Annotated in this window: 24 protein-coding genes; 20 read left to right on the top strand and 4 right to left on the bottom strand. The window is 68.1% G+C overall.

Annotated features, from left to right (window positions below; translation table 11 throughout):
- From QO015_RS12830 to QO015_RS12815, 4 genes are all read right to left on the bottom strand, one after another.
- A complete protein-coding gene (locus QO015_RS12830) occupies positions 1–828 on the bottom strand; it encodes a carbohydrate ABC transporter permease (RefSeq protein WP_266278971.1) in 828 nt (275 codons plus the stop codon).
- Positions 828–1,751, bottom strand: coding sequence for a carbohydrate ABC transporter permease (locus QO015_RS12825; protein WP_266278972.1), 924 nt, complete (start codon positions 1,749–1,751; stop codon positions 828–830). The genes QO015_RS12830 and QO015_RS12825 overlap by 1 nt, the downstream gene beginning before the upstream one ends.
- Before the next feature lie 13 nt (positions 1,752–1,764).
- Entirely contained in the window at positions 1,765–3,036 is a 1,272-nt protein-coding gene (locus QO015_RS12820; RefSeq protein WP_266278974.1) for an ABC transporter substrate-binding protein, read from the bottom strand.
- 193 nt (positions 3,037–3,229) lie between these two features.
- The gene (locus QO015_RS12815) at positions 3,230–4,261 is read right to left on the bottom strand and encodes a LacI family DNA-binding transcriptional regulator (RefSeq protein ID WP_266282353.1); all 1,032 of its coding nucleotides are present in this window, start codon (positions 4,259–4,261) and stop codon (positions 3,230–3,232) included.
- A 164-nt stretch (positions 4,262–4,425) separates the two neighbouring features.
- Here QO015_RS12815 and tsaB point away from each other — a divergent pair, with 164 nt between their 5' ends.
- The 20 genes from tsaB (at position 4,426) to pnp (ending at position 25,897) form a co-directional block, all read left to right on the top strand.
- Positions 4,426–5,082 (top strand): tRNA (adenosine(37)-N6)-threonylcarbamoyltransferase complex dimerization subunit type 1 TsaB, encoded by a 657-nt coding sequence (gene tsaB, locus QO015_RS12810; protein ID WP_266278976.1) that lies wholly within the window; start codon positions 4,426–4,428, stop codon positions 5,080–5,082.
- The gene (gene rimI / locus QO015_RS12805) at positions 5,079–5,579 is read left to right on the top strand and encodes a ribosomal protein S18-alanine N-acetyltransferase (protein WP_266278977.1); all 501 of its coding nucleotides are present in this window, start codon (positions 5,079–5,081) and stop codon (positions 5,577–5,579) included. The genes tsaB and rimI overlap by 4 nt, the downstream gene beginning before the upstream one ends.
- 34 nt (positions 5,580–5,613) lie before the next feature.
- Complete coding sequence (locus tag QO015_RS12800) at positions 5,614–6,063, top strand: Fur family transcriptional regulator (RefSeq protein WP_266278979.1); 450 nt, start codon at positions 5,614–5,616, stop codon at positions 6,061–6,063.
- The gene (gene olsA, locus QO015_RS12795) at positions 6,060–6,854 is read left to right on the top strand and encodes a lyso-ornithine lipid O-acyltransferase (RefSeq protein WP_266278980.1); all 795 of its coding nucleotides are present in this window, start codon (positions 6,060–6,062) and stop codon (positions 6,852–6,854) included. The genes QO015_RS12800 and olsA overlap by 4 nt, the downstream gene beginning before the upstream one ends.
- A 97-nt stretch (positions 6,855–6,951) precedes the next feature.
- Positions 6,952–8,364 (top strand): tRNA (N6-isopentenyl adenosine(37)-C2)-methylthiotransferase MiaB, encoded by a 1,413-nt coding sequence (miaB, locus tag QO015_RS12790; protein WP_266278981.1) that lies wholly within the window; start codon positions 6,952–6,954, stop codon positions 8,362–8,364.
- Between the two features lie 50 nt (positions 8,365–8,414).
- On the top strand, positions 8,415–9,443 hold the full coding sequence (locus tag QO015_RS12785) for a PhoH family protein (RefSeq protein WP_266282355.1): 1,029 nt from the start codon (positions 8,415–8,417) through the stop codon (positions 9,441–9,443).
- Positions 9,440–9,934 carry an rRNA maturation RNase YbeY gene (gene ybeY, locus QO015_RS12780; RefSeq protein WP_266278982.1) on the top strand — a complete coding sequence of 165 codons (495 nt, stop codon included), beginning with the start codon at positions 9,440–9,442 and terminating at the stop codon, positions 9,932–9,934. Before QO015_RS12785 ends, ybeY begins: the two co-directional genes overlap by 4 nt.
- A gap of 39 nt (positions 9,935–9,973) precedes the next feature.
- Positions 9,974–10,957 carry a transporter associated domain-containing protein gene (locus QO015_RS12775; protein ID WP_266278983.1) on the top strand — a complete coding sequence of 328 codons (984 nt, stop codon included), beginning with the start codon at positions 9,974–9,976 and terminating at the stop codon, positions 10,955–10,957.
- A 77-nt stretch (positions 10,958–11,034) separates the two neighbouring features.
- Positions 11,035–12,660 carry an apolipoprotein N-acyltransferase gene (lnt, locus tag QO015_RS12770; RefSeq protein WP_266278984.1) on the top strand — a complete coding sequence of 542 codons (1,626 nt, stop codon included), beginning with the start codon at positions 11,035–11,037 and terminating at the stop codon, positions 12,658–12,660.
- 153 nt (positions 12,661–12,813) lie between these two features.
- Entirely contained in the window at positions 12,814–13,224 is a 411-nt protein-coding gene (locus QO015_RS12765) for a helix-turn-helix domain-containing protein (RefSeq protein WP_266278986.1), read from the top strand.
- A gap of 190 nt (positions 13,225–13,414) precedes the next feature.
- Positions 13,415–14,605 carry a methionine adenosyltransferase gene (gene metK, locus QO015_RS12760; RefSeq protein WP_266278988.1) on the top strand — a complete coding sequence of 397 codons (1,191 nt, stop codon included), beginning with the start codon at positions 13,415–13,417 and terminating at the stop codon, positions 14,603–14,605.
- The gene (gene trmB / locus QO015_RS12755) at positions 14,602–15,300 is read left to right on the top strand and encodes a tRNA (guanine(46)-N(7))-methyltransferase TrmB (RefSeq protein WP_266278989.1); all 699 of its coding nucleotides are present in this window, start codon (positions 14,602–14,604) and stop codon (positions 15,298–15,300) included. Before metK ends, trmB begins: the two co-directional genes overlap by 4 nt.
- 423 nt (positions 15,301–15,723) lie before the next feature.
- A complete protein-coding gene (gene rimP / locus QO015_RS12750) occupies positions 15,724–16,332 on the top strand; it encodes a ribosome maturation factor RimP (protein ID WP_266278991.1) in 609 nt (202 codons plus the stop codon).
- Between the two features lie 39 nt (positions 16,333–16,371).
- Positions 16,372–17,967 carry a transcription termination factor NusA gene (gene nusA / locus QO015_RS12745; RefSeq protein ID WP_266278992.1) on the top strand — a complete coding sequence of 532 codons (1,596 nt, stop codon included), beginning with the start codon at positions 16,372–16,374 and terminating at the stop codon, positions 17,965–17,967.
- 29 nt (positions 17,968–17,996) lie between these two features.
- Positions 17,997–18,734 (top strand): RNA-binding protein, encoded by a 738-nt coding sequence (locus QO015_RS12740; RefSeq protein ID WP_266282356.1) that lies wholly within the window; start codon positions 17,997–17,999, stop codon positions 18,732–18,734.
- Between the two features lie 7 nt (positions 18,735–18,741).
- Positions 18,742–21,462, top strand: coding sequence for a translation initiation factor IF-2 (gene infB, locus QO015_RS12735; RefSeq protein ID WP_266278993.1), 2,721 nt, complete (start codon positions 18,742–18,744; stop codon positions 21,460–21,462).
- A 165-nt stretch (positions 21,463–21,627) separates the two neighbouring features.
- A complete protein-coding gene (gene rbfA / locus QO015_RS12730) occupies positions 21,628–22,086 on the top strand; it encodes a 30S ribosome-binding factor RbfA (protein WP_266278995.1) in 459 nt (152 codons plus the stop codon).
- 21 nt (positions 22,087–22,107) lie between these two features.
- The gene (truB, locus tag QO015_RS12725) at positions 22,108–23,028 is read left to right on the top strand and encodes a tRNA pseudouridine(55) synthase TruB (RefSeq protein WP_266278996.1); all 921 of its coding nucleotides are present in this window, start codon (positions 22,108–22,110) and stop codon (positions 23,026–23,028) included.
- Positions 23,029–23,268: 240 nt separating this feature from the next.
- Positions 23,269–23,538 (top strand): 30S ribosomal protein S15, encoded by a 270-nt coding sequence (rpsO, locus tag QO015_RS12720; RefSeq protein ID WP_266278997.1) that lies wholly within the window; start codon positions 23,269–23,271, stop codon positions 23,536–23,538.
- Positions 23,539–23,752: 214 nt separating this feature from the next.
- The gene (pnp, locus tag QO015_RS12715; RefSeq protein WP_266278998.1) at positions 23,753–25,897 is read left to right on the top strand and encodes a polyribonucleotide nucleotidyltransferase; all 2,145 of its coding nucleotides are present in this window, start codon (positions 23,753–23,755) and stop codon (positions 25,895–25,897) included.
- Positions 25,898–25,944 lie beyond the last annotated feature (47 nt).

Genomic DNA, 25,944 nt, shown 5'->3' with positions numbered 1-25,944 from the left:
CTATCCTTTCACGCCGCCGGCGAGCAGCCCGCCGACGAGTTGCCTGCGGAAGATGAGGAAGAGCAGGATGGCGGGCAGGGCGATGATCGTGCCGCCGGCCATGACCTGACCCCAGGAGAAGGAATAGGGATCGAACAGGCCCTGCAGCGCGAGCGGCAGCGTCTTGACGTCCGATTTCGAGATGAGCGCCAGCGCCATCAGATATTCGCCCCAGGAGAGGACGAAGGCGAAGGTGCCGACGGCGATGATCGCCGGGCGGATCAGCGGCACGACGATGCGCCACATCGCGCCGAGCCGGCCGCAGCCGTCGATGAGCGCCGCTTCCTCCAGCTCCTTCGGGATCGCGTCGATATAGCCCTTCAGCATCCACACCGCGATCGGCATGCCGAGCGCCAGATGCGTGAAGATCAGCGCCGTCAGCGTGTTGGTGAGGCCGATCTGGCGGATGATGACGACCAGCGGCACCAGCACCGCGAGGCTCGGCAGCATCTGCGTGCCGAGGATCAGCAGTGCGAAGAAGTTCCGGCCGCCGAAGGAGAAGCGCGACAGCGCATAGGCCGCCGGCATGGCGAGCGCGGTGGTGACGACGGCGACCGCTAGGCCGACGATGAGGCTGTTCTTGAGCGCGATCAGGAACGGCTTCTTGGCGAGGATGGCGGCGTAGTGCTCGAAGGTGAAGCGCGTCGGGATCAGCCCGCCGCCGGTGATGTCGGTCTCCGGCCGCACCGAGGCGACGAACACCCAGAGGATCGGCACCAGCAGCAGGAAGATGACGACGATGGTGGTGGCATCGAGCGCCAGCTCGCGCGTCGGGGAGCGATGGCGCATCAGTGCCTCCTCCTCAGTCTCAGCGTGATCAGCGAGGCGATGAACAGCAGCACCAGCATCACGACCGAGATCGCCGCCGCATAGGCCGGGCGGAGATCGAGGAAGACGGCCTTGTACATCGCGATGCCGACAAGCGTCGTCGCGTCCTGCGGGCCGCCCTTGGTCATGATCCAGGGCAGGTCGAAGGAATAGAAGGCGAGGATGCCGAGCACGAGGCCGACGGTGACGATCGTGTTCCAGATTTCCGGCAGCGTCACATGGACGAAGCGCTGCACGGGGCCGGCGCCGTCGACTTCGGCCGCCTCGTAGAGCTCGTCCGGGATCGACTTCAGCGCGGCGAGGATGGCGATCACCAGGAACGGCGTCCCCTTCCAGCCCGAGATGAAGATGATCATGGCGAAGGCGCCGACGGGATCGTTGAGGATCGAGGAGTCGCCGGCCAGCCCGAGGGCATGCAGCAGCGCATGGATCGGCCCGACGCCGGAATCGAGCAGGAAGCGCCAGCCGAAGCCGAGCACGATGAAGGGCGTCACCCAGGGAAGCAGGATCACCGCCGACGCGGTGCGCGCCACCGCGCTCTCGCGGTTGAGGAGAAGGGCGATCGGCAGCGCCAGCGCCACTTCGACCACCACGGTGCCGATCGTCCAGATCCAGGTGCGACCGAAGGAGGCCCACAGCGCGGTATCGGAGAGGAGCGTGCGGTAATTGACGAGCCCGCCCCAGACCGGGGTCGGCCGCCGCAGCATGTACCAGTCCTGCAGCGACAGCCAGAGTGCGTAGCAGAGCGGAATGATGGCGATGGCGAAGGCGACGAAGACGGCCGGCCCGATCATGCCGTAAGGGAGGAGGCGGTCGGGCAGGATCTGCCGGCGCCGGGGGCGCGCCGTGGCCGGCCGTCTCGTCGTCTGGAGCGTCATCGCCATCAGGCCGCGCCGGTCAGCGGGCGAGCACGTCGTTGATCGCGGTGCAGAGCTCGGCCGTCGCCTCGTCGGTCGACTTCTGCCCAAGCGCCACCGCTTGCACGGCCTTCTGGATCGTGTCGACCTCGAGCTGGCCCATCTGCGGGATGGCTTCGCTCGGATACTGGTAGGCCTTGGCGTCCTGAAGCTGCTCGACGAAGACCGGATAGGGGAACTCGGTCCACGGGACCTGCTTGGCGAGCGCGACATTGCCGGGGATGAAGCCGCCCTTCGTCGCGAGGTTCTTCAGCGCCTCGCCATGGGTCGCGAACAGGATCCACTTGGCGGCGGCTTCCTTGTTCTCCGACGCATCCCACAGCACCAGCGGCCAGCCGCCGAGGAAGCCGGAGCGGTTCTTGGCGCCGGCCGGCACGAAAGCGATCCCGACATCGTCGAGGAAGGGAGCCTTGTCGTTCTGCAGGTCCTTGTAGAGGCCGGGGTCCGACAGGATCATCGCGAACTTGCCGTCGCGGAAGCCCTTGCGGAAGGTGTCGCCGTTCATGGTCGGCGCGTCGGGATGGGTCGCCTTGTCCTTGTAGACGCCGACATAGACGTCGAGCGCCTGCTTGAATTCGGGCGTGTCGAAGCCGCACTTGCCGTCGTCGTTCAACATGCGCGCGCCATAGCCGAGATAGGCGCTCATGAAGTTCTGGACGGTGAAATAGTCGAGGCTCATCGAGAGGCCCGCGCCATAGACGCCGTCCCTGGTGAGCTTCTTCGCGTCGGCGGCGAACTCCTCCCAGGTCTGCGGCGGCTTGTCGGGATCGAGCCCGGCGGCCTTGAACAGGTCCTTGCGATAGTAGAGCGCGCGGGTCTCGACATTCACCGGCGAGGCCCACCATTTGCCGGCCAGGTTGTAATAGCCCTTGTCGCCCGGCCAGACATTGGCGGCGAAGTCGTCGCCGGTCTCCTTGTCATAGGCGGCGATGTAGTCGTCCAGCGGGGCGAGCGCGCCGGCCGCCTGGAACTGCGCCACGACATTGTTGCCGAGCATCGAGACGTCCGGCAGGCCGCCGGCCGAGAGCGCGCTGACGAGGCGCTGCTGCTGCTCCGACCAGGGCACGATCTCCATATTGACCTTGATGTCCGGGTTCGCCTTCTCGAACGCCGCGATCGCGTCGTTCCAGGCGGCGATGTCGGCATCGCGGGTGGAGAACTGCCAGAACGTGACATTGGTCTCGGCCAGGGCCGGCGAAGCGGCGAGGCCGGCGGCGAGTGCCGTGGCGGCGAGGAGCGCCTTGATGCGCATGGGTGTCCCTCCGAATGGGTTCGGTTGGCCGCGATGGCGCGGCGGTGGCGTTTCCTGACGGCGCCTGTCTTTTCGCAGGCTGGATTGGGTGTCGAATGTTGAATCAACACCGTATGTCATCGATGACATATTGAATTTTGTACATTGCGAAACGCATTCGGTCAACGACGACTGAAACGGGTATCGACGAGGGTCAGCGCGCGATGGAGGCGGTGGACCGGCGCAGCACAAGCCGGCTCGGCAGCACGGGAAGTTCGGGGAATTCCCCGCTCTCGATCGCCGCCAGCACGGCGCGGAAGCCGATGCGGCCGAGATCCTCCATCGGCTGCGCGACGGTGGTGAGCTGCGGCGTGAGATTGGCCGCGATCGTGTCGTCGAAGCCGATCACCGAGATGTCGTCCGGCACCCTGAGGCCCGCCTCGTAGACCGCCTGCAGCGCTCCGGCCGCGAGGATGTCGCAGGTGGCGAAGATAGCAGTCGGCCGTTTTTCCAGTCCCAGCAAGGACTTGGCGTGGCGGTACCCTTCCGAGCTCGTGCCGCCGGCCTCGAGGCTGTAATAGCGGCCGAGCCGCATCAGCGCCGGATCGGGCGACAGCCCGGCCGCCGCGAGGCCGCTGCGATAGGCCTCCAGCCGGTCCTCCTCGACCGTCGGCCCGGCGGTCGCGCCGCGCCCGATCAGGTCTGGATCGCCGCCGACAAAGGCGATCCGCCGATGGCCCTGCTCGACGAGATGGCGCATCGCCTCGAGGGCGCCGACCCTGTTGTCGACGCGGATCGCCGGCGCGGCCGGCGTCTTCGAGCGCTCCAGCTGCAAGGCCGGGATGCCGGCGGCGGCGAGCAGGCGCACGTTCTCGGTCGCGATGGCATTGGTGAACAGCACCGCGTCGACCCGCCGCTCGATGAAGCGCTCGATGCCGATCCGCTCGCGCTCGCCGTCGCCGTTGTGATTGAAAAGAAAGGTCTTGTAGCCGTGCTCGAGCGCTTCTTCCTCGGCCCAGTGCGCGACATTGACGAAGAACGGATTGACGATGATCGCGTCCAGCATGTGGCCGATCGTGAAGCTGCGCCGCTGCCGAAGGCCGCGGGCCATCGCGTTTGGCCGGTAGCCGATCGCCTTCACCGCCGCCTCGACGCGGGCCCGCGCCTCGTCCGAGACATAGCCCTTCGCCTTCAGCACGCGCGCGACCGTCGCCGTCGAGACGCCGGCGCGTTCCGCGACCTGCATCAAGGTGGCCGATCTCGAAATCCGGTCGTCGTTCATGACCCGTCAGCGCTCTCCGAAGCTTCCTGTCATAGAGAAGCGCGGCCGGCGCGCAAGCCAGCTCGCTGCCGCGCCGGCATGCGGGCTCTGCCCTCGACAGGGCGGCGGCGGCGCATTATTCCGGCCCGATGATCCTGCTCGCCATCGACACCGCGCTGGAGAACGCCTCGGTCGGCCTCGTCGCCGGCGATCGGCGATGGACGCGGGTTGCCACGATCGGACGCGGCCATGCCGAGATCCTCATGGATGCGATCGCCGGGCTCCTCGCCGAGGCGGCGGTACCGCCCGCTGCGCTGGAGCGGATCGCCGTCACCGTTGGACCCGGCTCGTTCACGGGCCTGCGGGTCGGCATCGCCGCGGCGCGCGGCCTCGCCCTTGTCAGGCGGATCCCGGTGGTCGGCGTGCCGACCCTGATGATCCATGCCGTGCATGCCCTTGCCCTGATGGAAACGCCGCGGCCGGTGCTGGCGCTGCTGCCGGCCCGCGGCGACGAACTCTATGGCCAGGCGTTCGACGCCGATTGCACTGCGCTTTGCCCGCCCTCGGCCCGCAGCGCCGCCGATTTCGTCGCCGAAGCTGCGGCCGGTGGCTTCGCTGTCGCTGGTGCCGGCGCCACGCTGCTCGGGGAGGGCGTCGAGCCCGTTCACCGCGACTCCGCGCCCTCGATCGATACGCTGCTCGATCTCGGCGCCCGGCTCGATCCGGACCTCTGGCCGCCGAAGCCGCTCTATGTGAAGCCGCCCGACGCCGCGCCGCAGGCCGGGGCCAGGATCGCCCGCCGATGATCGATTTCATGCACCCCTTCCTGCCGCAGCCCCGCCTCGCCTATGACGAGCCGCAGAGCGAGACCGATCTTGAGGCCATGGTGACCATCCATGCCGAGGGGTTCCGCCGCGGCTGGAGCCTCGACGAATTCGAGCGGCTGATCGCGGAGAAGACGGTGCGCACGCTCCTGCTGCGCCGCGAATCGGTCTTCGGGACGCGCACCGTGGTCGGCTTCGTCATGCTGCGCGTCGTCGCCGGCGAGGCGGAAGTCCTGACCGTCGCGGTCGGCGAGGCACGGCGCGGCCGCGGCTATGGCCGGCGCCTCATGGAGGAGGCGCTGCGCCGTCTCTACGCCGACGCGGTGGAAAGCGTCTTCCTCGAGGTCAGCGAGGTCAACGACCCCGCGCTCGCCCTCTATCGACGGCTCGGCTTCAAGGAAGTCGGCCGCCGCAAGGGCTATTATGCCGACGGCGCCGGCGGCGCGACCGCGCTTGTCATGCGGTTGCAACTTCGCTAACGCCAGAAAAGGGCCGGGCGTCGGGGGTCACGGAATGGAAGAGCCAGCGGCGGAAGTAAACCAGACGCTCGAGGCGGCCTGCGCGGCGAAGGGCATGCGCATGACCGACCAGCGCCGTACGATCGCGCGCGTGCTGGACGCGGCCACCGACCATCCCGATGTCGAGGAGGTCTATCGGCGCGCCTCGGCCATCGATCCGCGCATCTCGATCTCGACCGTCTATCGCACGGTGAAGCTGTTCGAGGATGCCGGCATCATCGAGCGCCACGATTTCCGCGACGGTCGCAGCCGGTACGAGACGGTTTCGGACGAGCATCACGACCACCTCATCGATCTGCGCTCCGGAGCCGTCATCGAGTTCCGCAGCGAGGAGATCGAGGCTCTGCAGGAGGTAATCGCCAAGCGCCTCGGCTATCGGCTCGTCGACCATCGGCTGGAGCTGTACGCCGTGCCGATCGACGCCCGCGACAAGGGCAAGGGGTGAGCCTCCGCCTCGTCCTGCTCGTCGTCGTGCTGGCGGCGGTGACGCTGCTGTTCCTGCCGCTCCAGCTCCTCGCGATGCGATTCGCGCCCCGACATGCCGGGCTTCTGCCCATGCTCTGGCAGCGCGTCGCCCGCTTCATGCTCGGCATGAAGGTGCGGGTCGAGGGGGTGCCGACGACTGCACGCCCGCTGCTCCTCGTCGCCAACCACGTATCCTGGCTCGACATCGTCACGCTCGGCAGCGTGATGCCCGTCTCCTTCATCGCCAAGCAGGAAGTCGCCGGGTGGCCTGTCGTGCGACATCTCGCGCGCCTGCAGCGCAGTGTCTTCATCGATCGCACCCGCCGCTCGGCGACGGCGGGGGACGGCGCGGCGATCGCCGCGCGGCTTGCGGGCGGCGAGGCGCTGGTGCTGTTCGCGGAGGGAACGACGGGCGACGGCGTTCAGGTGCTGCCCTTCCGCTCGGCGCTGGTCGGCGCAGCGGCCAGGGAGCTGGGCGAGGGCGCGATCACGTTGCAGCCGGTCGCCATCGCCTATACCGCGCTGCAGGGCCTTCCGATCGGGCGGCTGCGCATGAGCGACGTCGCCTGGCATGGCGACATGGACCTCGCACCCCATCTCGCCGCGCTGGTCTCGACCGGTGCGATCGATGCCGTCGTTTCGTTCGGAACGCCGGTGGTGCTGGCAGCTCCCGGCGACCGAAAGCGGGTGACCGCCGCGGCGGAGACCGAGGTGCGGAGCATGGTCCGCGCAGTGCGCGCTTCGCGTGGCCGCACTGCAACGCCTGCCTGAAGGCCGCGTCGCCGCTATTCTCACGCGTGGCGAAAAGCGATAGAAGAAGGCTCGAAACCGCGCGGCATGCCGCCACCCCCTGAGCATCGCGGGATCAATGGCCGCACCAGAGACCAAGAAGCGCGTCTATATCAAGACCTATGGCTGCCAGATGAACGTCTATGATTCCGAGAGGATGACGGACGCGCTGGCGGCTGACGGTTTTGCGCCGACAGACCGGATGGACGAGGCCGATCTCGTTCTCCTCAACACCTGCCATATCCGCGAGAAGGCCGCCGAGAAGGTCTATTCCGAGCTCGGGCGCATCCGCGTCATGAAGGAGGAGGCGGCGCGATCCGGCCGCAACGTGACGGTCGGCGTTACCGGCTGCGTCGCACAGGCCGAGGGCGCCGAGATTGCCCGGCGCGCGCCGGTGGTGGATCTCGTCGTCGGCCCGCAGTCCTATCAGCATCTGCCGCGCCTGCTCGGCGAGGTCGCGTCCGGCCGTCGCGCCGTCGAGACCGAGTTCGCGATCGAGGAGAAGTTCGCCGCCCTGCCCAAGGCGACGCGCTCCCAGACGCGTTCACGCGGCGTCACCGCCTTCCTCACCATCCAGGAAGGCTGCGACAAGTTCTGCACCTTCTGTGTCGTGCCCTATACACGCGGCGCCGAGGTTTCGCGCCCCGTGGCGGCGATCCTCGACGAGGCGCGGCGGCTCGCCGATGCGGGCGTGCGGGAGCTGACGCTGCTCGGCCAGAACGTCAATGCCTGGCACGGCGCCGGCGAGGACGGTCGCGCGTGGGGCCTCGGCGAACTGCTCTTCCGCATCGCCGAGATACCGGGCCTCGATCGCCTGCGCTACACGACCAGCCATCCGCGCGACATGGACGACGCGCTGATCGCGGCCCATCGCGACCTGCCGGCGCTGATGCCCTATCTGCATCTCCCGGTGCAGTCGGGCTCGGACCGCATCCTCGCGGCCATGAACCGCAAGCACAAGGCGGCCGACTATATCCGCCTCGTCGAGCGCATCCGCGCCGCGCGGCCCGACATCGCGCTGTCCTCCGATTTCATCGTCGGCTTCCCCGGCGAGAGCGAGGCCGATTTCGAGGCGACGCTCCGCCTCATTGAGGAGGTCGGTTACGGCTCGGCCTTCTCCTTCAAATACAGCGCCCGCCCGGGAACGCCAGCCGCGCTGAAGGACGGCGCCGTCGAAGAGGCCGTGATGGCGGAGCGCCTCGCCCGCCTCCAGGCGCTCGTCGATGCGCAGGCCGACGCCTTCAACCGCACCGCCGTCGGCCGCGTCATGGATGTTCTCTTCGAGAAGCCGGGTCGCGGCCCGGGCCAGTTGATGGGCCGCTCGCCCTGGCTGCAGCCGGTGGCCGTCGAGGCGCCGCCCGAGCGGATCGGCACGATCGGCCGCGTCGTAATCGACGCGCTCGTCACGCATACCCTGGTCGGCACCCTGGTCGACCCGCCCGCCGGCGCATGGCCGGCCCAGATGGCCCATAGCGCGGAGACTGCCCCTTGACCGCACGCTCGACGACTCCCGGCGGCCCGCCTGCCGGCCGCGTCTCCGAGATGTCGCACGCCTCCGACCTCGCCCATGTGGTGATCGGCTTCGACGACAACCGCCTCGCCAGCGAGCTTTTCGGCCAGTTCGACCAGAACCTCGCGATCCTCGAGAAGCGTCTCGGCATCGAGGCGGTGGCGCGGGGCAACCAGCTCACCATCCGCGGCCGGCCCGAGGCCTGTGCGCAGGCTCGCCTTGCGCTCGACATCCTCTATCTGCGCCTGCAGCAGGGCCACGAGATCGGCCCGGCCGATGTCGAGGGCGCCGTGCGCATGGCCGAGGCCACCGACGAGCAGCTGAACCTGCCGAGCCTGGAGCCGAAGGGTCGTCTCGCGATGGCCCAGATCTCGACGCGTCGCCGCACGATCATGGCCCGCAACCCGGCGCAGGACGCCTATATCCGCGCGATGGACCGCGCCGAGATGGTCTTCGGCATCGGTCCGGCAGGTACGGGCAAGACCTATCTCGCCGTCGCGTATGCTGCGGCGCTGATCGAGCGCGGCGATGTTTCAAGGCTGATCCTGTCGCGTCCGGCCGTCGAGGCCGGCGAGCGGCTCGGCTTCCTGCCGGGTGACATGAAGGAGAAGGTCGATCCCTATCTCCGACCGCTGTATGACGCGCTTTACGACATGATGCCGCCCGAGAAGGTCGAGCGCGGCCTGACCTCGGGCATGATCGAGGTTGCCCCGCTCGCCTTCATGCGCGGCCGCACGCTCGCCAACGCCGTGGTCATCCTCGACGAGGCGCAGAACACCACCTCGATGCAGATGAAGATGTTCCTGACCCGCCTCGGCGAGGGCTCGCGCATGATCATCACCGGCGATCCCTCGCAGGTCGATCTGCCGGCCGGCCAGATCTCGGGCCTCGCCGAGGCCGTCGACCTGCTGCGCGACGTGCCGGGCATCGTCCAGATCCGCTTCACCGATGTCGATGTCGTGCGCCATCCGCTGGTCGGACGCATCGTCCGGGCCTATGACGCCGCCCCGCCCAGGCCGCAGCCGCCGGCGCGGCCGCCACGGTCCGGAGGCGCCGCGTGAGCGGCGCGGTTCCGATCGCGGTCGACCTCCTCGTCGAGGCAGGGGACTGGCCGGGCGAGGACGTGCTCGCCGCGCTCGTCGCGCGCGCCGTCGAGGCGAGCTTCGCGGAGGCGCGGCTCGAGGTCCTGGATGGTTCGGAACTCTCGATCGTCTTCACCGACGACGAGCATATCCGCCTCCTGAACGAATCGTGGCGGCACAAGGATAAGGCGACCAATGTCCTTTCCTTCCCCGGAACGCCGCCCGGAGCCGCTGGGTTCGGCCCGATGCTCGGCGATATCGTGCTCGCCAGCGAGACCGTGCGCGCCGAGGCGAAGGCCGTGGGGATCGCATTCGACGACCACCTCACCCATCTTCTCGTGCATGGCTTGCTTCACCTCTTCGGCCATGATCACATGGAGGATGAAGAGGCAGAGCGTATGGAAGGGCTGGAAACGGCCATTCTCGGCCGGCTCGGGATCGCGGATCCCTATGCCGAGCCGGCGGCCTGAGGCGCGCGAGCGGCGCGACGAAGACGAAACCAGGAACCGATGACCGACACCGACACGTCCGGCCAGGGCGCCGACAACGCCCCCGAACCCTCAAGTAGTCCCGCCTTCGCGCCGACCGAGCGCGAGGCCGAGAAGCGGGAGGACAGCTGGTTCGACCGGCTGCGACAGGCGGTCGGCTTCAAGCCCGCCGGCTCTCTTCGCGACGAGATCGAGGGCGCGCTGGAGGGCGAGGACGCGGCGGCCGACTTTTCCGCTGAAGAGCGGTTGATGCTGCGCAACATCCTCCGCCTGCGCGACGTGCGCGTCGACGATGTCATGGTGCCGCGCGCCGACATTCTCGCCCTCGACCGCGACATGACCCTCGCCGAGGTCATCCGCGCCTTCCGCGAGAGCGGCCATTCCCGCATGCCCGCCTATCGCGAGTCGCTCGACGATCCGGTCGGCATGGTCCACATCAAGGATCTGATGGATTTCCTGACCGGCGTCGCCTGCGCGGCGGGTAGCGCCGTCGATTTCGCCCGGGTCGATCTCTCGGTGAAGCTCGCCGACACGGATCTCATCCGCAGCGTCCTGTTCGTGCCTCCCTCGATGCCGGCCGCGACCCTGCTCTCGACGATGCAGCAGAGCCATGTCCAGATGGCGGTGGTCATCGACGAGTATGGCGGCACCGACGGCCTCGTCTCGCTTGAGGATGTCGTCGAGATCGTCTTCGGCGAGATCGAGGACGAGCATGACGAGGACGACGCGCCGCGGATCACCCCCGAGGCAGACGGTGCGCTCGTGGTCGATGCCCGCGCCGATCTCGACGATCTCGCGGCCGCGCTCGGCACGCCGATCGAGGTCGACGCGGAGCACGACGACGTCGACACCGTCGGCGGCCTCGTCTTCACGCTGCTCGGCCGCATCCCGGAAGCCGGCGAGCATGTCACGCTGCCCGGTGGCATCGCCCTCGAGATTCTCGAATCGGACCGCCGCCGCGTGAAGCGCCTGCGCGTCCGCCGCGAGGACGCCGCCGCCGCTTGACCCCGCGACGGCGGGACCGCAAGTCTCGCTCCGGTCCCGCATTCCCCTGATTCGCGAGCGACGCCATTTCGAGCCCGATGACCCGCCGCAGCCGGTTCGCCGCGCCGGCCGATGCCATCCTCATCAGCTGGGGCTGGCGCCGGGCTCTGATCGGCATCGGCGCCGGAGCCGTCTCGGCGCTCGCGCTGCCGCCGCTCGGCTTCTTTCCCGTCCTCTGGCTCACCGTGCCGGTGCTGGTGCTTCTGGTCGACGGAGCGGCGCCGGCGCCACGCGCGGGCTTCCTTGCCCGCCGCCTTCCGGCCTTCGCGGCGGGCTGGCTGTTCGGCTTCGGCTATTTTCTCGGCGGGCTGTGGTGGATCGGAGCCGCATTCCTGGCCGATGCCGGTGCCTTCATCTGGCTGATGCCCTTCGCCGTCGTGGCGCTGCCGGCGGGACTGGCGCTGTTCTGGGGCCTGGCCACCGCGCTCGCGCGACTCTGGTGGCCGGAGGGCTGGCGCCGCGTCGTGGTACTGGCGCTCGCTCTTGCTTTGGCGGAATGGCTGCGCGGCCATGTTCTCACCGGCTTTCCCTGGAACGCCTTCGGCTACACGCTGATGCCCGTCCCGCAGCTGATGCAGGGTGTCGCCCTGGTCGGGCTCTGGGGCATGACGCTTCTCGCCTTCCTCGTCTTCGGCGCACCGGCGATGCTCATCTCCGGGCGCCATGCTCGTATCGCCGACAAGCTGGCGGTCGCCGTCGTCGCAGCCCTCTTCCTCGCCAATCTCGGCTATGGCGTCATGCGGCTCACCGTCGCCGCCGACGCGAATGTCCCGGGAGTCGCGCTGCGTCTCGTCCAGCCCGTGCTGGCGCAGGACGAGAAATGGACGCCGGAGCGGGACAGCACCGTGCTGCAGCGCTACCTGTCGCTGAGCGGCCAGGGCCTCCGCGACGGCGCCCCGCCGCCCTTCACCATCCTGATCTGGCCCGAGACGGCGCTGCCCTTCTTCCTGACAGACCAGCCGAACGCGCTGGCGGCGATCGGAGCCCTGCTGCCCCCCGGCACGACGCTCGTGACCGGCGCCGCCCGCGACGAGCCGGGGCCCGATCCGGACGCAGAGGGCCGTGTCTTCAACAGCATCTATGTGATCGGCGAGGACGGCGTCATTCGCGACGCCTATGACAAGGTCCATCTGGTGCCGTTCGGCGAATATCTGCCGTTCGACAGCTTCTTCTCGCGTTTCGGCCTGCACCAGATGGTCGCGCTGCCAGGCGGCTTCTCGTCCGGCCGGCGGCTGCGGACGATGGAGATCGACGGAGCCCCACCCTTCGGCCCGCTGATCTGCTACGAGATCATCTTCCCCGGCGCGGCGATCGACGGCCGCCAGCGGCCTGCCTGGCTGCTCAATGTCACCAATGACGGCTGGTTCGGCGACACGCCGGGTCCGCATCAGCATCTGCAGCAGGCAATCGTGCGTGCCGTCGAGGAGGGCCTGCCGCTCGCCCGCGCCGCCAATACGGGCATCTCGGCCATCGTCGATCCCTATGGGCGCGTTCGCGTTTCGCTGGAACTCGGCAAGGCCGGGATCGTCGATGGCGGCCTGCCGGCAGCTCTTCCGCCGACGCTTTATTCCCGGTGGGGAGATCTCGTTTTCCTGGTCCTGGCGGGCCTCGCACTTATGCTTGCGCTTGTCTCTGGTTTCACTCCTGCTAAAACCCGGAATTGACAGGCTGCACGTTGCCCTCCATTTTGGCAACGTGGGCCGGTTGGATGGCGCCGGGAGCAATGCCGTCCAGCAAAGACTGGAATCAGTTCTGCGAGCGACAATTGATGTTCGCCGCCGGGACGAATTGTGCATTTCCGGAGAAAAGAGCCCTCGATGGTCAATAAGAAAGTGCCGAATCCCATCGATGTTCACGTGGGAGGTCGGGTTCGTCTGCGCCGAATGATGCAGAACATGAGCCAGGAGAAGCTCGGGGAGAGCCTGGGCATCACGTTCCAGCAGATTCAGAAATACGAAAAGGGAACCAACCGGATCGGCGCGAGCCGGTTGCAGCACATCGCTTCGGTGCTCCAGGTTCCGGTCTCGTTCTTCTTCGAGGATGCGCCGGGCGCACCGTCCGAGATCGGGTTCGAGGAATCGCGTCCGGCGGCCTTCGTGACGGACTTCCTCTCGTCTTCCGAGGGGCTGCAGCTCAACCGCGCCTTCGTCCGCATCAAGGATCCGCGCGTGCGCCGAAAGGTCGTCGATCTCGTTCGCGCCATCGCAGGCGACGAAGCCGAGGACTGAAACGCACCATTCTTCGGTTCCGGCGCTGCGCTGCTTGCGCGGCGCCGCCGGACGTTGGAATCTTTTTCCGGCCCGCCCTGCATTTGCGCATCGGCCCGCAGTTGCGCTTGACCCCCCGCGCCATCCTATTAAAAACCTGTCCACATTCGCCCCGGGTCAGCGACCCGGCAAAAGATGCGGGGACCCCCGATTGTCTAGAACATCCTATCTCTTCACCAGCGAATCCGTGTCTGAAGGCCATCCGGACAAGGTTTGCGACCGTATTTCCGACGAGGTGGTGGACACGTTCTTCCGCCTCGGGCCGGAGCAGGGGTGGGACCCGAGTCATCTGCGCGTCGCCTGCGAGACGCTCGCGACGACCAACCGCGTCGTGATCGCCGGCGAGACGCGCGGCCCGGCTTCGATCACCCGCGATTTCGTCTCCCATATCGCCCGTCTCGCGATCCGCGACATCGGCTACGAGCAGGACGGCTTCCACTGGGAAAAGGCCGAGATCGACGTTCACCTGCATGCGCAGTCGGTCGACATCGCGGTCGGCGTCGACGCGGCGGGCAACAAGGACGAAGGGGCCGGCGACCAGGGCATCATGTTCGGCTATGCCTGCTCCGAGACGCCGGAGCTCATGCCGGCACCGATCTACTACGCGCACCGCATCCTGAAGCGGCTTTCGGAGGCGCGGCGCTCGAAGGAGACGCTGGTGCTCGGGCCCGATGCCAAGAGCCAGGTCACCGTGCGCTACGAGAACGGCAAGCCGGTCGGCGTCACGCAGCTGGTGCTCTCCACGCAGCATCTCGACGAGAACCTCTCCTCGCAGGATGTCCGCTCGATCGTCGAGCCCTATATCCGCGAGGCGCTGCCCGACGGCTGGATCTCGCCCGCGACGGTCTGGCACGTCAACCCGACCGGCAAGTTCGTGATCGGCGGACCCGACGGCGATGCCGGGCTCACCGGCCGCAAGATCATCGTCGATACCTATGGCGGCGCGGCCCCGCATGGGGGCGGCGCCTTCTCCGGCAAGGACCCGACCAAGGTCGATCGTTCAGCCGCCTATGCGGCGCGCTATCTGGCCAAGAACGTGGTCGCCTCCGGCGCGGCCGAGCGCTGCACCATTCAGCTCTCCTACGCCATCGGCGTCTCGCAGCCGCTCTCGATCTATGTCGACCTTCACGGCACCGGCAAGGTCGCCGAGGCGGCCGTCGAGCGGGTGCTGGCCGAGGTGATGGACCTCTCGCCGCGCGGCATCCGCGAGCACCTTCAGCTCAACCGCCCGATCTATGCCCGCACCTCGTCCTATGGCCATTTCGGCCGGGCGCCGGAGGCGGATGGCGGCTTCTCCTGGGAGAAGACCGACCTGTCGGATCGGATCGCGGCCGCGCTTTGACCGATCCCGTCGAGGGCGGCCGGCGCGATTCCTTCTACGGCCGCCGCAAGGGCCATAGCCTTCGTCCGGCCCGGGCGGACGCCCTGACGCGCGGGCTAGACAGCTACGCGCTGGATCTCGCCGCCGAGCCTCCGGCTCGTCTTGCCGGTCTGTTCAGCGATCCGGTCGATGCGGTGGCGCTGGAGATCGGCTTCGGCGGCGGTGAGCATCTTCTGCATCGCGCCGCGGCCGAGTCTCATGTCGGCCGCATCGGCGTCGAGCCTTTCGTGAACGGCATGGCCAAGGTGGCGGCCGCGCTCGATACTGAGCCGCGTGGCAATGTCCGTCTGTTCGACCGCGACGCGGCGGAGCTTCTCGACTGGCTGCCGGAGGCGAGCGTTTCCGTCGTCGACCTGCTGTATCCCGATCCCTGGCCGAAGCGGCGCCATTGGAAGCGTCGCTTCGTGTCGGACACCAATCTCGCGCGCATCGCCCGGGTGCTGGTGCCGGGCGGTTTCTTCCGCTTCGCGTCCGACATCCCGTCCTATGTCGACTGGACGCTGCTCGCGATCGGCCGCAGCGCCGACTTCGCCTGGACGGCCATGGACGCCGACGACTGGCGGCGGCCTTTCCCCGGCTGGCCGGGAACGCGCTACGAGCAGAAGGCGATCCGCGAGGGGCGGCGGGGAACCTATCTGACGTTTCGCCGCCGCTGATCCGCCCGCGCGCCGGTCAATTGCCGACGAGATAGGGCAGGGCGAGCAGCGAGCTCGAGGCGGCGGTCAGCACGACGAAGGCGGCAAGGCGCAGGGCGATGGATTTCATGGGACGCGGCACCGGGTAAGGACGTTCGGGATCGAACAATTCCGAAAGTGTCGAGAGGCTCCTTAGCAATGTATTGCCACGACCGGAAGCAATCGAAATAAAGGCGAGCGGTTGCGCCGCAGCCACGGCGACGGTACGCCGCCCGACGACGAAGCTTGCATTCCGCGGCCTTCGGGCCTATACGGCTTGCATTCATCTCAAACGACCGGATCGTTGGGGAGTGGGCTTCCGGGCCCGCTCGCGAAGCCTCTTGCAAAAGACGTTGCAGCCGGACTTCGCTCTCATCGCCGGTCGAACCGTTCGGACGGACAGCCTTGGCCGAGCCACAAGCAGAGAGTGACGCCCGCCTCGTCGTCGAGACCGGCGTCGACGCCCGCATCGCGGCGATCGTCGAGCCGATCATCGTCGATCTCGGCTATCGCCTGGTGCGCGTGAAGTCGTCGCGTCGCAACGGCATGACGGTGCAGATCATGGCGGAGCGTCCCGACGGCACGATGTCGGTCGACGACTGCGAAGCGATCAGCCGCAACGTCTCGCCGGCGCTCGATGTCGAGGATCCCGTTTCCGAGGCCTACCACCTCGAGGTTTCCTCGCCCGGCATCGACCGGCCGCTGGTGCGGCGGTCCGATTTCGAGCGCTGGTCCGGCCATGTCGCCCGCATCGAGACGTCGCAGCCGATCGAGGGGCGCCGCCGCTTCCGCGGCACGCTGACCGGTCTCGAGGGCGATGCCACGGGCCTCAAGCTGGAGGATGCGCCGGCCGGAGCGCCCGATCGCGTGACCCTGCCGCTTTCGCTCATCGGCGATGCCAAGCTCGTCCTCACCGACGCGCTCATCGACGACGCGTTGCGCAACCAGAAGGCCCTCGCCGACGGCGATGGCACCGATATCGACGACATCACCGACGGAACCGCGGACGCCTGAGGCGCGCGACCGTCCAACGAGAACAGTGGAGACAGGACGATGGCAGTCAGCGCCAACCGGCTCGAGCTCTTGCAGATCGCCGACGCGGTCGCCCGAGAGAAGGTGATCGACCGGCAGATCGTCATTGCGGCGATGGAAGACGCTATCCAGAAGGCCGCGCGCTCGCGCTACGGCTCGGAGACCGATGTCCGCGCCGAGATCAACCCGAAGACCGGCGAGATCCGCCTCCAGCGCCTGTTGCAGGTGGTCGAGCAGGTCGAGAACCCGGCGACCGAGATCGCGCTCGAACTCGCGACCGACCAGAACCCCGCCGCCCGCGTCGGCGACTATATCGCCGAGCCGCTGCCGCCGATGGATTTCGGACGCATCGCCGCGCAGTCGGCCAAGCAGGTCATCGTGCAGAAGGTGCGGGAGGCCGAGCGCGACCGGCAGTTCGACGAGTACAAGGATCGCATCGGCGAGATCGTCAACGGCCAGGTCAAGCGCGTCGAATATGGCAATGTCATCGTCGACCTCGGCCGTGGCGAAGGTATCGTGCGCCGCGACGAACTTATCCCGCGCGAGACCTTCCGCTACGGCGACCGCATCCGCTCCTATGTCTACGACGTGCGGCGCGAGCAGCGCGGACCGCAGATCTTCCTGTCGCGCACCCATCCCCAGTTCATGGCCAAGCTCTTCGCGCAGGAAGTGCCGGAGATCTATGACGGCATCATCGAGGTGAAGGCCGTCGCCCGCGATCCGGGCTCGCGCGCCAAGATGGCCGTCATCTCGCGCGACAGCTCGATCGATCCGGTCGGCGCCTGCGTCGGCATGCGCGGCAGCCGCGTCCAGGCGGTCGTGAACGAGTTGCAGGGCGAGAAGATCGACATCATCCCGTGGTCGCCTGATCCCGCGACCTTCATTGTCAACGGCCTGCAGCCGGCGGAAGTCGCCAAGGTCGTGCTCGACGAAGAGGCCGAGCGTATTGAAGTCGTGGTCCCGGATGACCAACTGTCGCTTGCGATCGGCCGTCGCGGCCAGAACGTCCGCCTCGCCTCGCAGCTGACCGGCTGGGACATCGACATCCTCACCGAGCAGGAGGAGTCGGAACGCCGGCAGAAGGAATTTCAAGAGCGTTCAACACTTTTCAACACGGCACTCGACGCCGACGAGGTGGTCGGCCAGCTGCTCGCCTCGGAAGGTTTCGCCTCGCTGGAGGAGATCGCCTTCGTCGATTCCGACGAGCTCGCATCCATCGAGGGCTTCGACGAGGAGACCGCGGCCGAGCTGCAGCAGCGCGCCCGCGACTATCTCGAGCGGATCGAGGCCGAGCATGACGAAGAGCGCAAGGCGCTCGGCGTCGCCGACGAACTCAAGGAACTGCCGGGCATGACCAGCTCGATGCTGGTGGCGCTCGGCAAGGACGGGATCAAGACTGTCGAGGATTTCGCCGGCTATGTTCCCGACGACCTGGTCGGCTGGGCGGAGCGCGGCGAAGGCGAGACGAAGCGCCATGGCGGGCTGCTCGACAAGTTCGGCCTGTCGCGCGCCGATGCCGAGCGCATGATCATGACGGCGCGCGTCAAGGTCGGCTGGATCACCGAGGAAGAGGCCGCGGCCGAGACCGAGGAAGCAGCCGAGGAGACCGAGGCCTGAGCGAAGGAAGGGCCACGGGCGCAAGGGTGATGGTGCGACGCAGGGAGCCGACGATCAGAAGCTGCGTCGTGTCGCGGCTGGCGATGCCGTCGGACCAGTTGATCCGTTTCGTGCTCGACCCCGAGGGGCGGGTGGTGCCGGATCTGCGCCGCCGTCTTCCCGGACGCGGCGTCTGGGTGACGGCGCGCCGCGAGATGGTCGCGGCGGCGGAGCGCAAGCGCTTGTTCGCACGCGGCTTCAAGACGGCGGTGACCGTCGAGCCGGGTCTCGCCGATCGCGTGGCGGGGCTGCTGGAGGATGGAGCCGTTCAGGCCCTGTCCTTCGCCCGCAAGGCCGGCGAGATCGTCGCCGGTTTCGCCAAGGTGGAGGCGGCGATCGCCAAGGGCGGCGTCGTCGCCGTGCTGCAGGCGCGCGAGGCGGCCGATGATGGCCGCGCGAAAATCGCGGCGGCGCTCAGGCGCCGCTACGGGAGTGCCGATGCCGTTCCGATTGTCCGGATCTTCCGATCCGAACAATTGGATTTGGCATTGGGGCGGACAAATGTGATACATGCTGCACTGCTCGCCGGCCGAGCGAGCGAGAATGTCATGGAGCGTGTCGCCGCGCTCGCCCGTTTTCTGGGAGAAGACGGGCCTGTCGGCGTTGGCGACGGTGACCTTGGCATCGGCCCTGGCCACGACCTGAAACAGATCGACGGCCCGACAAGCGAATTGCCGGAAGTGCCCGAGAAGATGCGCCGTGACAGGGCGCGAGACCCGCAGGACTGATGACCGAATGAACGATACGAGCAATAGCGGCGACAAGGATGTTGGCGGCGCGAAGAAGACGCTGAGCCTCAAGGGCCGTGACCTCGAGCGCGGGACCGTCAGGCAGAGCTTCTCGCACGGGCGCACCAACACCGTCGTCGTCGAGAAGAAGAAGCGGGTGGTGATCCCCGGCAAGAGCGAGGGACCGCAGGCCGCGGCTCCTGCTGCCGCGTCGGCTCCCGCCGCGCGCCCGGCCGCGCCCGCCCCGCAGCAGCCGGCACGCCCGGCGCAGCCGCAGGCTTCGCAGACTCGGACCATCCAGTCCAACACGCAGGCAAGGCCGACGCCCGCCGCGCCGTCGCAGTCGACGCGGTCCCAGCCGCAGCGCTCCGGCATGGTCCTGCGCCAGCTTTCGTCCGACGAGCTGGATGCCCGTGCCCGTGCGCTCGCCGATGCCCGCATCCGCGATGCCGAGGAGCGGCGCCAGGCCGAGGAAGACGCCAAGCGCCGCGTGATCGAGGAGGCTCGCCTCGCCAAGGAGCGCGAGGAAGCCGCCAAGCGCCAGGCCGAGGAAGACGCACGTCGCGCCGCCGAGGCCGTCGTCAAGGAGCGCGCCGAGGAAGCGGCCCGTCGCCGTCTCGGCGAAGAGAAGCCCCGCGCCGCCACGACGCCGGCCGCTCGCCCTGCCGGCGAACGCGCGCCCGACGCCGCCGAGAAGCCCGGTGCCCGCACCGCCGCTCCCGGCGCCCGCGCCCCCGGGCGTGCCGACGACGAGGAGGATCGCTCCGGCGGTCTGCGTCCGTCCACGACCAAGCGTCCGAAGGCGGTCGATCCGAAGCCCGTCAAGAAGGACGACGGCAAGCCGCGCGGCCGCCTGACGCTTTCGAACGCGCTGGACGATTCTGAGCGCGAGCGTTCGCTCGCCTCGGTCCGCCGCCGCCGCGAGCGTGAGCGGGCCCGCCTCATGGCACAGGGTCCGCGCGAGAAGATCTCCCGTGAAGTGGTCATCCCCGAGACGATCACCATCGGCGATCTCGCCAACCGCATGTCGGAGCGCGCCGTCGACGTCATCAAGTTCCTGATGAAGCAGGGCCAGCTCCTGAAGGCGACCGACGTGATCGACGCCGACATGGCGCAGATCATCGCCGAGGACATGGGCCACACCGTGCGCCGCGTCGCGGAGTCGGACGTCGAGGAGGGTCTGTTCGACCGCCAGGACGCCGATGCCGAGCTCGTCTCGCGTCCGCCGGTCGTCACGATCATGGGCCATGTCGACCACGGCAAGACCTCGCTGCTCGACGCCATCCGCAAGACGAATGTCGTCTCCGGCGAGGCCGGCGGCATCACGCAGCATATTGGCGCCTACCAGGTCGAGCAGGATGGTCAGAAGATCACCTTCATCGACACGCCCGGCCACGCCGCCTTCACGGCGATGCGCCAGCGCGGCGCCCGCGCCACCGACGTCGTCATCCTCGTGGTGGCGGCTGACGACGGCGTGATGCCGCAGACGATCGAGGCGATCCATCACGCCCGCGCCGCGGGTGTGCCGATCATCGTCGCCATCAACAAGATCGACAAGCCTGACGCCGATCCGACCCGGGTGCGCACCGAACTCCTCCAGCACGAGGTGTTCGTCGAATCCATGGGCGGCGAGACGCTCGACGTCGAGGTTTCGGCCAAGACGGGTGCCAATCTCGACCGTCTGCTCGAGACCGTGCTGCTGCAGGCCGAAGTGCTTGATCTCAAGGCCGATCCCCGCCGCGTCGCCGACGGCGTCGTCATCGAGGCCAAGCTCGACAAGGGCCGCGGCCCGGTCGCGACCGTCCTCGTTCAAGGCGGCACGCTGCATCCCGGCGACATCATCGTCGCGGGTTCCGAATGGGGCCGCGTCCGCGCGCTCGTCGACGATCACGGCAAGACCGTGTCGGAGGCGCCGCCGTCGATGCCCGTCGAGGTGCTCGGTTTCCAGAGTGCGCCCGAGGCCGGCGACCGTTTCGCGGTCGTCGAGAACGAGGCCCGTGCCCGCGAGATCGCCGATTACCGCGCCCGCCAGAAGCGCGAGAAGGCCGTCGCCCGCCAGACTTCGGCGCGCGGCTCGCTCGCCGAAATGATGAGCCAGCGCCAGAGCGCCGGCCTCAAGGAATTCCCGCTTGTCATCAAGGGTGACGTGCAGGGTTCCGTCGAGGCGATCATCGGCGCGCTGGACGCGCTCGGCACTTCGGAAGTCGTCGCCCGCATCCTGCATGCCGGCGTCGGCGGCGTCACCGAGTCCGACGTCACGCTGGCCGCCGCCTCGAACGCGGCGATCATCGGCTTCAATGTCCGCGCCAACAAGCAGGCGCGCGACGTGGCCGATCGGGATGGCATCGAGATCCGCTACTACAACGTCATCTACGACCTCGTGGACGACGTGAAGGCAGCGATGTCCGGCCTGCTGACGCCGGAACGGCGCGAGACCATGCTCGGCAATGCGGAGATCCTCGAGATCTTCAACATCACCAAGGTCGGCAAGGTCGCGGGCTGCCGCGTCACCGACGGCACGGTCGAGCGTGGGGCCAATGTCCGCCTCATCCGCGACAACGTCGTCATCCACGAAGGCAAGCTCTCGACGCTCAAGCGCTTCAAGGACGAGGTCAAGGAAGTGCCGGCCGGCCAGGAATGCGGCATGGCCTTCGAGCGCTACGAAGACATGCGCGCGGGCGACGTCATCGAGTGCTACCGCGTCGAGGAGATCAAGCGCTCGCTGTAAGGCGGTCGCTTCCACGAACGGCACGGCCGGGCTCGCCCGGCCGGAGCTGTTTCATGGCCGCCGTTCCCGCGCGAGCGGACGTGGCTTTGGCCGCGACGCGGGCCGAGATGGATCTCTGAAGACGTCCCGGAAGGGACGCTCAGGGCCCGATTGCTGAGGTTTCCCATGGCCAGAACGGCTTCCAACGGCAAGAAGATCGGCACGCCCGGTCAGCGCCAGCTGCGTGTCGGCGAACTCGTGCGCCATGCCCTCGCCGAGATTCTCGCGCGCGGCGAACTGCGCGAGCCCGAGCTCGAGCGCGTCGTGGTGACGATCCCCGAGGTGCGGCTTTCGCCCGATCTCAAGATCGCGACCGCCTATGTGATGCCGCTCGGCGGCCAGAACGTCGAGGGCGTCGTCGCCGCGCTCGATCGCCACCGTCGCTTTCTCCGTGGCGAGGTGGCGCATCGCATCAACATGAAATTCGCGCCCGACCTGCGCTTCCGCGTCGATACCTCCTTCGAGCAGGGCTCGCGCATCGACGCGCTGCTGCGCTCCGATCCCGTCGTCCGCCACGATGTCGAGGCCGCCGCCGAGGACGGGGACGACGATGACGGCGGCGTCGACGAGACGCGCCAGGGCTGAGACAGGAGCACACTCCCGATCATGGGCCAGCGCCAGAAGAAGGGCCGGCCGGTTTCCGGCTGGCTGATCCTCGACAAGCCGCTCGGCATGACCTCGACGCAGGCCGTCTCGGTCGTGAAGCGCCTTTTCGGAGCGCAGAAGGCCGGCCATGCCGGCACGCTCGATCCGCTCGCGACCGGCCTGCTGCCGATCGCGCTCGGCGAGGCGACGAAGACCGTTCCCTATGTCATGGACGGCCGCAAGATCTACGGCTTCACGGTCCGCTGGGGCGAGGAGACGGAGACCGACGACGCCGAGGGTGCGGTCGTCGCGACTTCGGACGCCCGGCCCGACCGAGCCGCGATCGAGGCGCTGCTTCCCGCCTTCACCGGCACGATCATGCAGGTGCCGCCCGCCTTCTCGGCCATCAAGGTCGATGGAGAACGCGCCTATGACCTTGCCCGCGACGGCGAGGAGGTGGTGCTGGAGCCGCGGCCGATCGAGGTACACCGGCTCGATATCGTGGACATGCCGGACGAGCACACCGCCGTCTTCGCCGCCGAATGCGGCAAGGGCACCTATGTGCGCGCGCTCGCCCGCGACATGGGCCGGGCGCTCGGCACGCGGGGCCATGTCGTCCGCCTGCGACGCCTTCTGGTCGGGCCGTTCGACGAGGCGTCCATGGTGACGCTCGACGCCTTGCGCGCCGCCCATGAGGACGGTTCGGAAGCGTGCGACGCGCTGCTCGCGCCCGTCGAGACGGCGCTGTCCGACATGCGCGAGATCCGCATCGGCGAGGCCGAGGCGGCGCGGCTGCGCAACGGCCAGCCCTTCATCCTGCGCGGCCGCGACGCGCCGCTCGCCGGGGAGACGGTGTTCGCCACGCAGGCGGGCACGCTGATTGCGATCGGTTCGGTCGAGCAGGGATCGTTCCATCCGCTGCGCGTCTTCGTCGGCGGCTGAGCGGGGTGTCGGCTCGTCCCGGAAACTTTCCGCTGGCCATCGGCGGCGTCTTCGGGCATATGTCGCGCGCGCCCTGACGGCCCGACGGCCCTCAGGGCGAAGCCCTATGGAGCGGCGACCGTGCTGGACGACATCCCGGCACAGGCCATCGGCTCCGGCGGGCGCGGCGCGTGACGAAGGTCCGCGCCGGGAGAACCGGGCCAAGGTCCCGGATCGTTCATTTTCGGAAAGGATGACCCGATGTCGATCACCGCTGCGCGCAAGCAGGAACTGATCAAGGAATATGCGACGACCCCGACGGATACGGGTTCGCCGGAAGTGCAGGTCGCCGTTCTTTCGGAGCGGATCGCCAACCTGACCGAGCACTTCAAGACCCATGGCAAGGACAACCATTCTCGCCGTGGCCTGCTGAAGCTCGTCAGCCAGCGCCGCAGCCTTCTCGACTATGTCAAGAAGGTCGACGAGCAGCGCTACAAGTCGCTCATCGAGCGCCTCGGCCTGCGTCGCTGAGCGGGGCGGGCGAGGAGCCCGTTCCGGACCACGCAGAGAAAAGGGCGCGGCGGAGACCTGCCGCGCCACACCCGCGCGACGGCATGGGGCCGTCGCAAGTTTGGGCCGCGATGTACGCCCGAGCCATGGCAGGATCGCCGGACGCTCTCCCGAAGAGCCTCTCGCCGTCTTGTCCATGGCTCCTCCGACGCATCCGCGGCGGAAAGGACCATTCATGTTCGACATCCAGAAGGTCGAGATCGACTGGGCCGGGCGCAAGCTCGTCCTCGAGACCGGCCGCATCGCCCGCCAGGCCGACGGCGCCGTGCTGGCCACCTACGGCGAGACCAGCGTGCTCGCGACCGTCGTGGCCGCCAAGGCGCCGAAGCCCGGCATCGACTTCTTCCCGCTGACGGTCAACTACCAGGAAAAGACCTTCGCGGCCGGCAAGATCCCCGGCGGCTATTTCAAGCGCGAAGGCCGTCCGACCGAGAAGGAGACGCTCGTCTCCCGCCTGATCGACCGTCCGATCCGTCCGCTGTTCCCGGAAGGCTTCCGCTGCGAGACGCAGGTCGTCGCGACGGTCCTCAGCCATGATCTCGAGAACGATCCCGACATCGTCGCGATGGTGGCCGCCTCGGCCGCGCTGACGCTCTCCGGCGTGCCGTTCCTCGGCCCGGTCGGCGGCGCGCGCGTCGGCCTCATCGACGGTGCGTTCGTGCTCAACCCGACCCTCGACCAGCACGAGGGCTCGAAGCTCGACCTCGTCGTCGCCGGCACCACCGACGCCGTGCTGATGGTCGAGTCCGAGGCGCAGGAGCTCTCCGAGGAGACGATGCTCGGCGCGGTGATGTTCGGCCATGCCGGCTTCCAGCCCGTGATCGACGCGATCATCCAGCTCGCCGAGAAGGCCGCCAAGGAGCCGCGTGCCTTCGAGGCGCCCGATCTTTCGGCGATCGAGGAGGAGATGCTCGGCATCGCCGAGCAGGAGCTGCGCGCCGCCTATCGCAATACCGTCAAGCAGGAGCGCTACGCCGCCGTCGACGCCGTCAAGGCGAAGGTGATGGCCCACTTCTTCCCCGAAGGCGCCGAGCCGCGCTTCGACAAGGAGAAGGTCGGAGCGGTCTTCAAGGAGCTGCAGGCCAAGATCGTCCGCTGGAACATCCTCGACACCGGCAGCCGCATCGACGGCCGCGACCTCGTGACGGTTCGCCCGATCGTGGCCGAGGTCGGCATGCTGCCGCGTGCCCATGGTTCGGCGCTGTTCACCCGCGGCGAGACGCAGGCGCTGGTCGTCGCGACGCTCGGCACCGGTGACGACGAGCAGTTCATCGACGCCCTGGAAGGCACCTACAAGGAAACCTTCCTGCTGCACTACAACTTCCCGCCCTATTCGGTTGGCGAGACCGGCCGCATGGGCTCGCCCGGCCGCCGCGAGATCGGTCATGGCAAGCTCGCCTGGCGCGCCGTGCGCCCGATGCTGCCGAAGCACCACGAGTTCCCCTACACGATCCGCGTCGTCTCGGAGATCACCGAGTCGAACGGTTCCTCGTCGATGGCGACCGTGTGCGGCTCCTCGCTCTCGCTCATGGATGCCGGCGTGCCGCTGAAGCGTCCGGTGGCGGGCATCGCCATGGGCCTCATCCTCGAGGGTGAGCGCTATGCGGTGCTCTCCGACATCCTCGGCGACGAGGATCATCTCGGCGACATGGACTTCAAGGTGGCCGGTACGTCGGAAGGCGTCACCTCGCTGCAGATGGACATCAAGATCGCCGGCATCACCGAGGAGATCATGAAGGTCGCCCTCGAGCAGGCCAAGGGTGGCCGCGCGCATATCCTCGGCGAGATGGCCAAGGCGATCACCAGCGCCCGTCCCTCGCTCGGCGAGCATGCGCCGCGCATCGAGGTCATCCAGATCCCGACCGACAAGATCCGCGAAGTCATCGGTTCGGGCGGCAAGGTCATCCGCGAAATCGTGGAGAAGACCGGCGCCAAGATCGACATCTCGGACGACGGCACCGTCAAGGTGGCCTCGACCGACGGCAAGGCGATCACCGCCGCGCTGAACTGGATCAAGGGCATCGCCGCGGAGCCGGAAGTCGGCGCCATCTATCAGGGCACCGTGGTGAAGGCCGTCGATTTCGGCGCCTTCGTCAACTTCTTCGGCGCCCGCGACGGCCTCGTCCACATCTCGCAGCTCTCCGACAAGCGCGTCGCCAAGACGCAGGACGTCGTGAAGGAAGGCGACAAGGTCTGGGTCAAGCTGCTCGGCTTCGACGAGCGCGGCAAGGTCCGCCTGTCGATGAAGATCGTCGACCAGGCGACCGGCCAGGAAATCAAGCAGGAGAAGGCCGAGACGGCCGAGGCCGACGCCGAGTAATCGGTCGGCTCTTCCTGTCACATGAAGAAGCCCGGCGAGCGATCGCC

The organism is Kaistia geumhonensis, from assembly GCF_030815145.1.
In the GTDB taxonomy this organism is placed as follows: Bacteria; Pseudomonadota; Alphaproteobacteria; order Rhizobiales; family Kaistiaceae; genus Kaistia; species Kaistia geumhonensis.
This window is presented reverse-complemented; position numbering and strand designations above follow the sequence as displayed.

What these genes read in the sequence shown, in the direction of transcription:
- QO015_RS12825 (WP_266278972.1), bottom strand. Translation starts at nt 1,751, where the DNA reads ATGGCGATGACGCTCCAGACGACGAGACGGCCGGCCACGGCGCGCCCC.
- QO015_RS12820 (WP_266278974.1), bottom strand. Translation starts at nt 3,036, where the DNA reads ATGCGCATCAAGGCGCTCCTCGCCGCCACGGCACTCGCCGCCGGCCTC.
- tsaB (WP_266278976.1), top strand. Translation starts at nt 4,426, where the DNA reads ATGATCCTGCTCGCCATCGACACCGCGCTGGAGAACGCCTCGGTCGGC.
- QO015_RS12740 (WP_266282356.1), top strand. Translation starts at nt 17,997, where the DNA reads ATGGTGCGACGCAGGGAGCCGACGATCAGAAGCTGCGTCGTGTCGCGG.
- nusA (WP_266278992.1), top strand. Translation starts at nt 16,372, where the DNA reads ATGGCAGTCAGCGCCAACCGGCTCGAGCTCTTGCAGATCGCCGACGCG.
- QO015_RS12775 (WP_266278983.1), top strand. Translation starts at nt 9,974, where the DNA reads ATGACCGACACCGACACGTCCGGCCAGGGCGCCGACAACGCCCCCGAA.
- QO015_RS12785 (WP_266282355.1), top strand. Translation starts at nt 8,415, where the DNA reads ATGTCGCACGCCTCCGACCTCGCCCATGTGGTGATCGGCTTCGACGAC.
- QO015_RS12830 (WP_266278971.1), bottom strand. Translation starts at nt 828, where the DNA reads ATGCGCCATCGCTCCCCGACGCGCGAGCTGGCGCTCGATGCCACCACC.
- lnt (WP_266278984.1), top strand. Translation starts at nt 11,035, where the DNA reads ATGACCCGCCGCAGCCGGTTCGCCGCGCCGGCCGATGCCATCCTCATC.
- QO015_RS12800 (WP_266278979.1), top strand. Translation starts at nt 5,614, where the DNA reads ATGGAAGAGCCAGCGGCGGAAGTAAACCAGACGCTCGAGGCGGCCTGC.
- truB (WP_266278996.1), top strand. Translation starts at nt 22,108, where the DNA reads ATGGGCCAGCGCCAGAAGAAGGGCCGGCCGGTTTCCGGCTGGCTGATC.
- QO015_RS12765 (WP_266278986.1), top strand. Translation starts at nt 12,814, where the DNA reads ATGGTCAATAAGAAAGTGCCGAATCCCATCGATGTTCACGTGGGAGGT.
- QO015_RS12815 (WP_266282353.1), bottom strand. Translation starts at nt 4,261, where the DNA reads ATGCAGGTCGCGGAACGCGCCGGCGTCTCGACGGCGACGGTCGCGCGC.
- pnp (WP_266278998.1), top strand. Translation starts at nt 23,753, where the DNA reads ATGTTCGACATCCAGAAGGTCGAGATCGACTGGGCCGGGCGCAAGCTC.
- rpsO (WP_266278997.1), top strand. Translation starts at nt 23,269, where the DNA reads ATGTCGATCACCGCTGCGCGCAAGCAGGAACTGATCAAGGAATATGCG.
- rimI (WP_266278977.1), top strand. Translation starts at nt 5,079, where the DNA reads ATGATCGATTTCATGCACCCCTTCCTGCCGCAGCCCCGCCTCGCCTAT.
- miaB (WP_266278981.1), top strand. Translation starts at nt 6,952, where the DNA reads ATGGCCGCACCAGAGACCAAGAAGCGCGTCTATATCAAGACCTATGGC.
- rbfA (WP_266278995.1), top strand. Translation starts at nt 21,628, where the DNA reads ATGGCCAGAACGGCTTCCAACGGCAAGAAGATCGGCACGCCCGGTCAG.
- infB (WP_266278993.1), top strand. Translation starts at nt 18,742, where the DNA reads ATGAACGATACGAGCAATAGCGGCGACAAGGATGTTGGCGGCGCGAAG.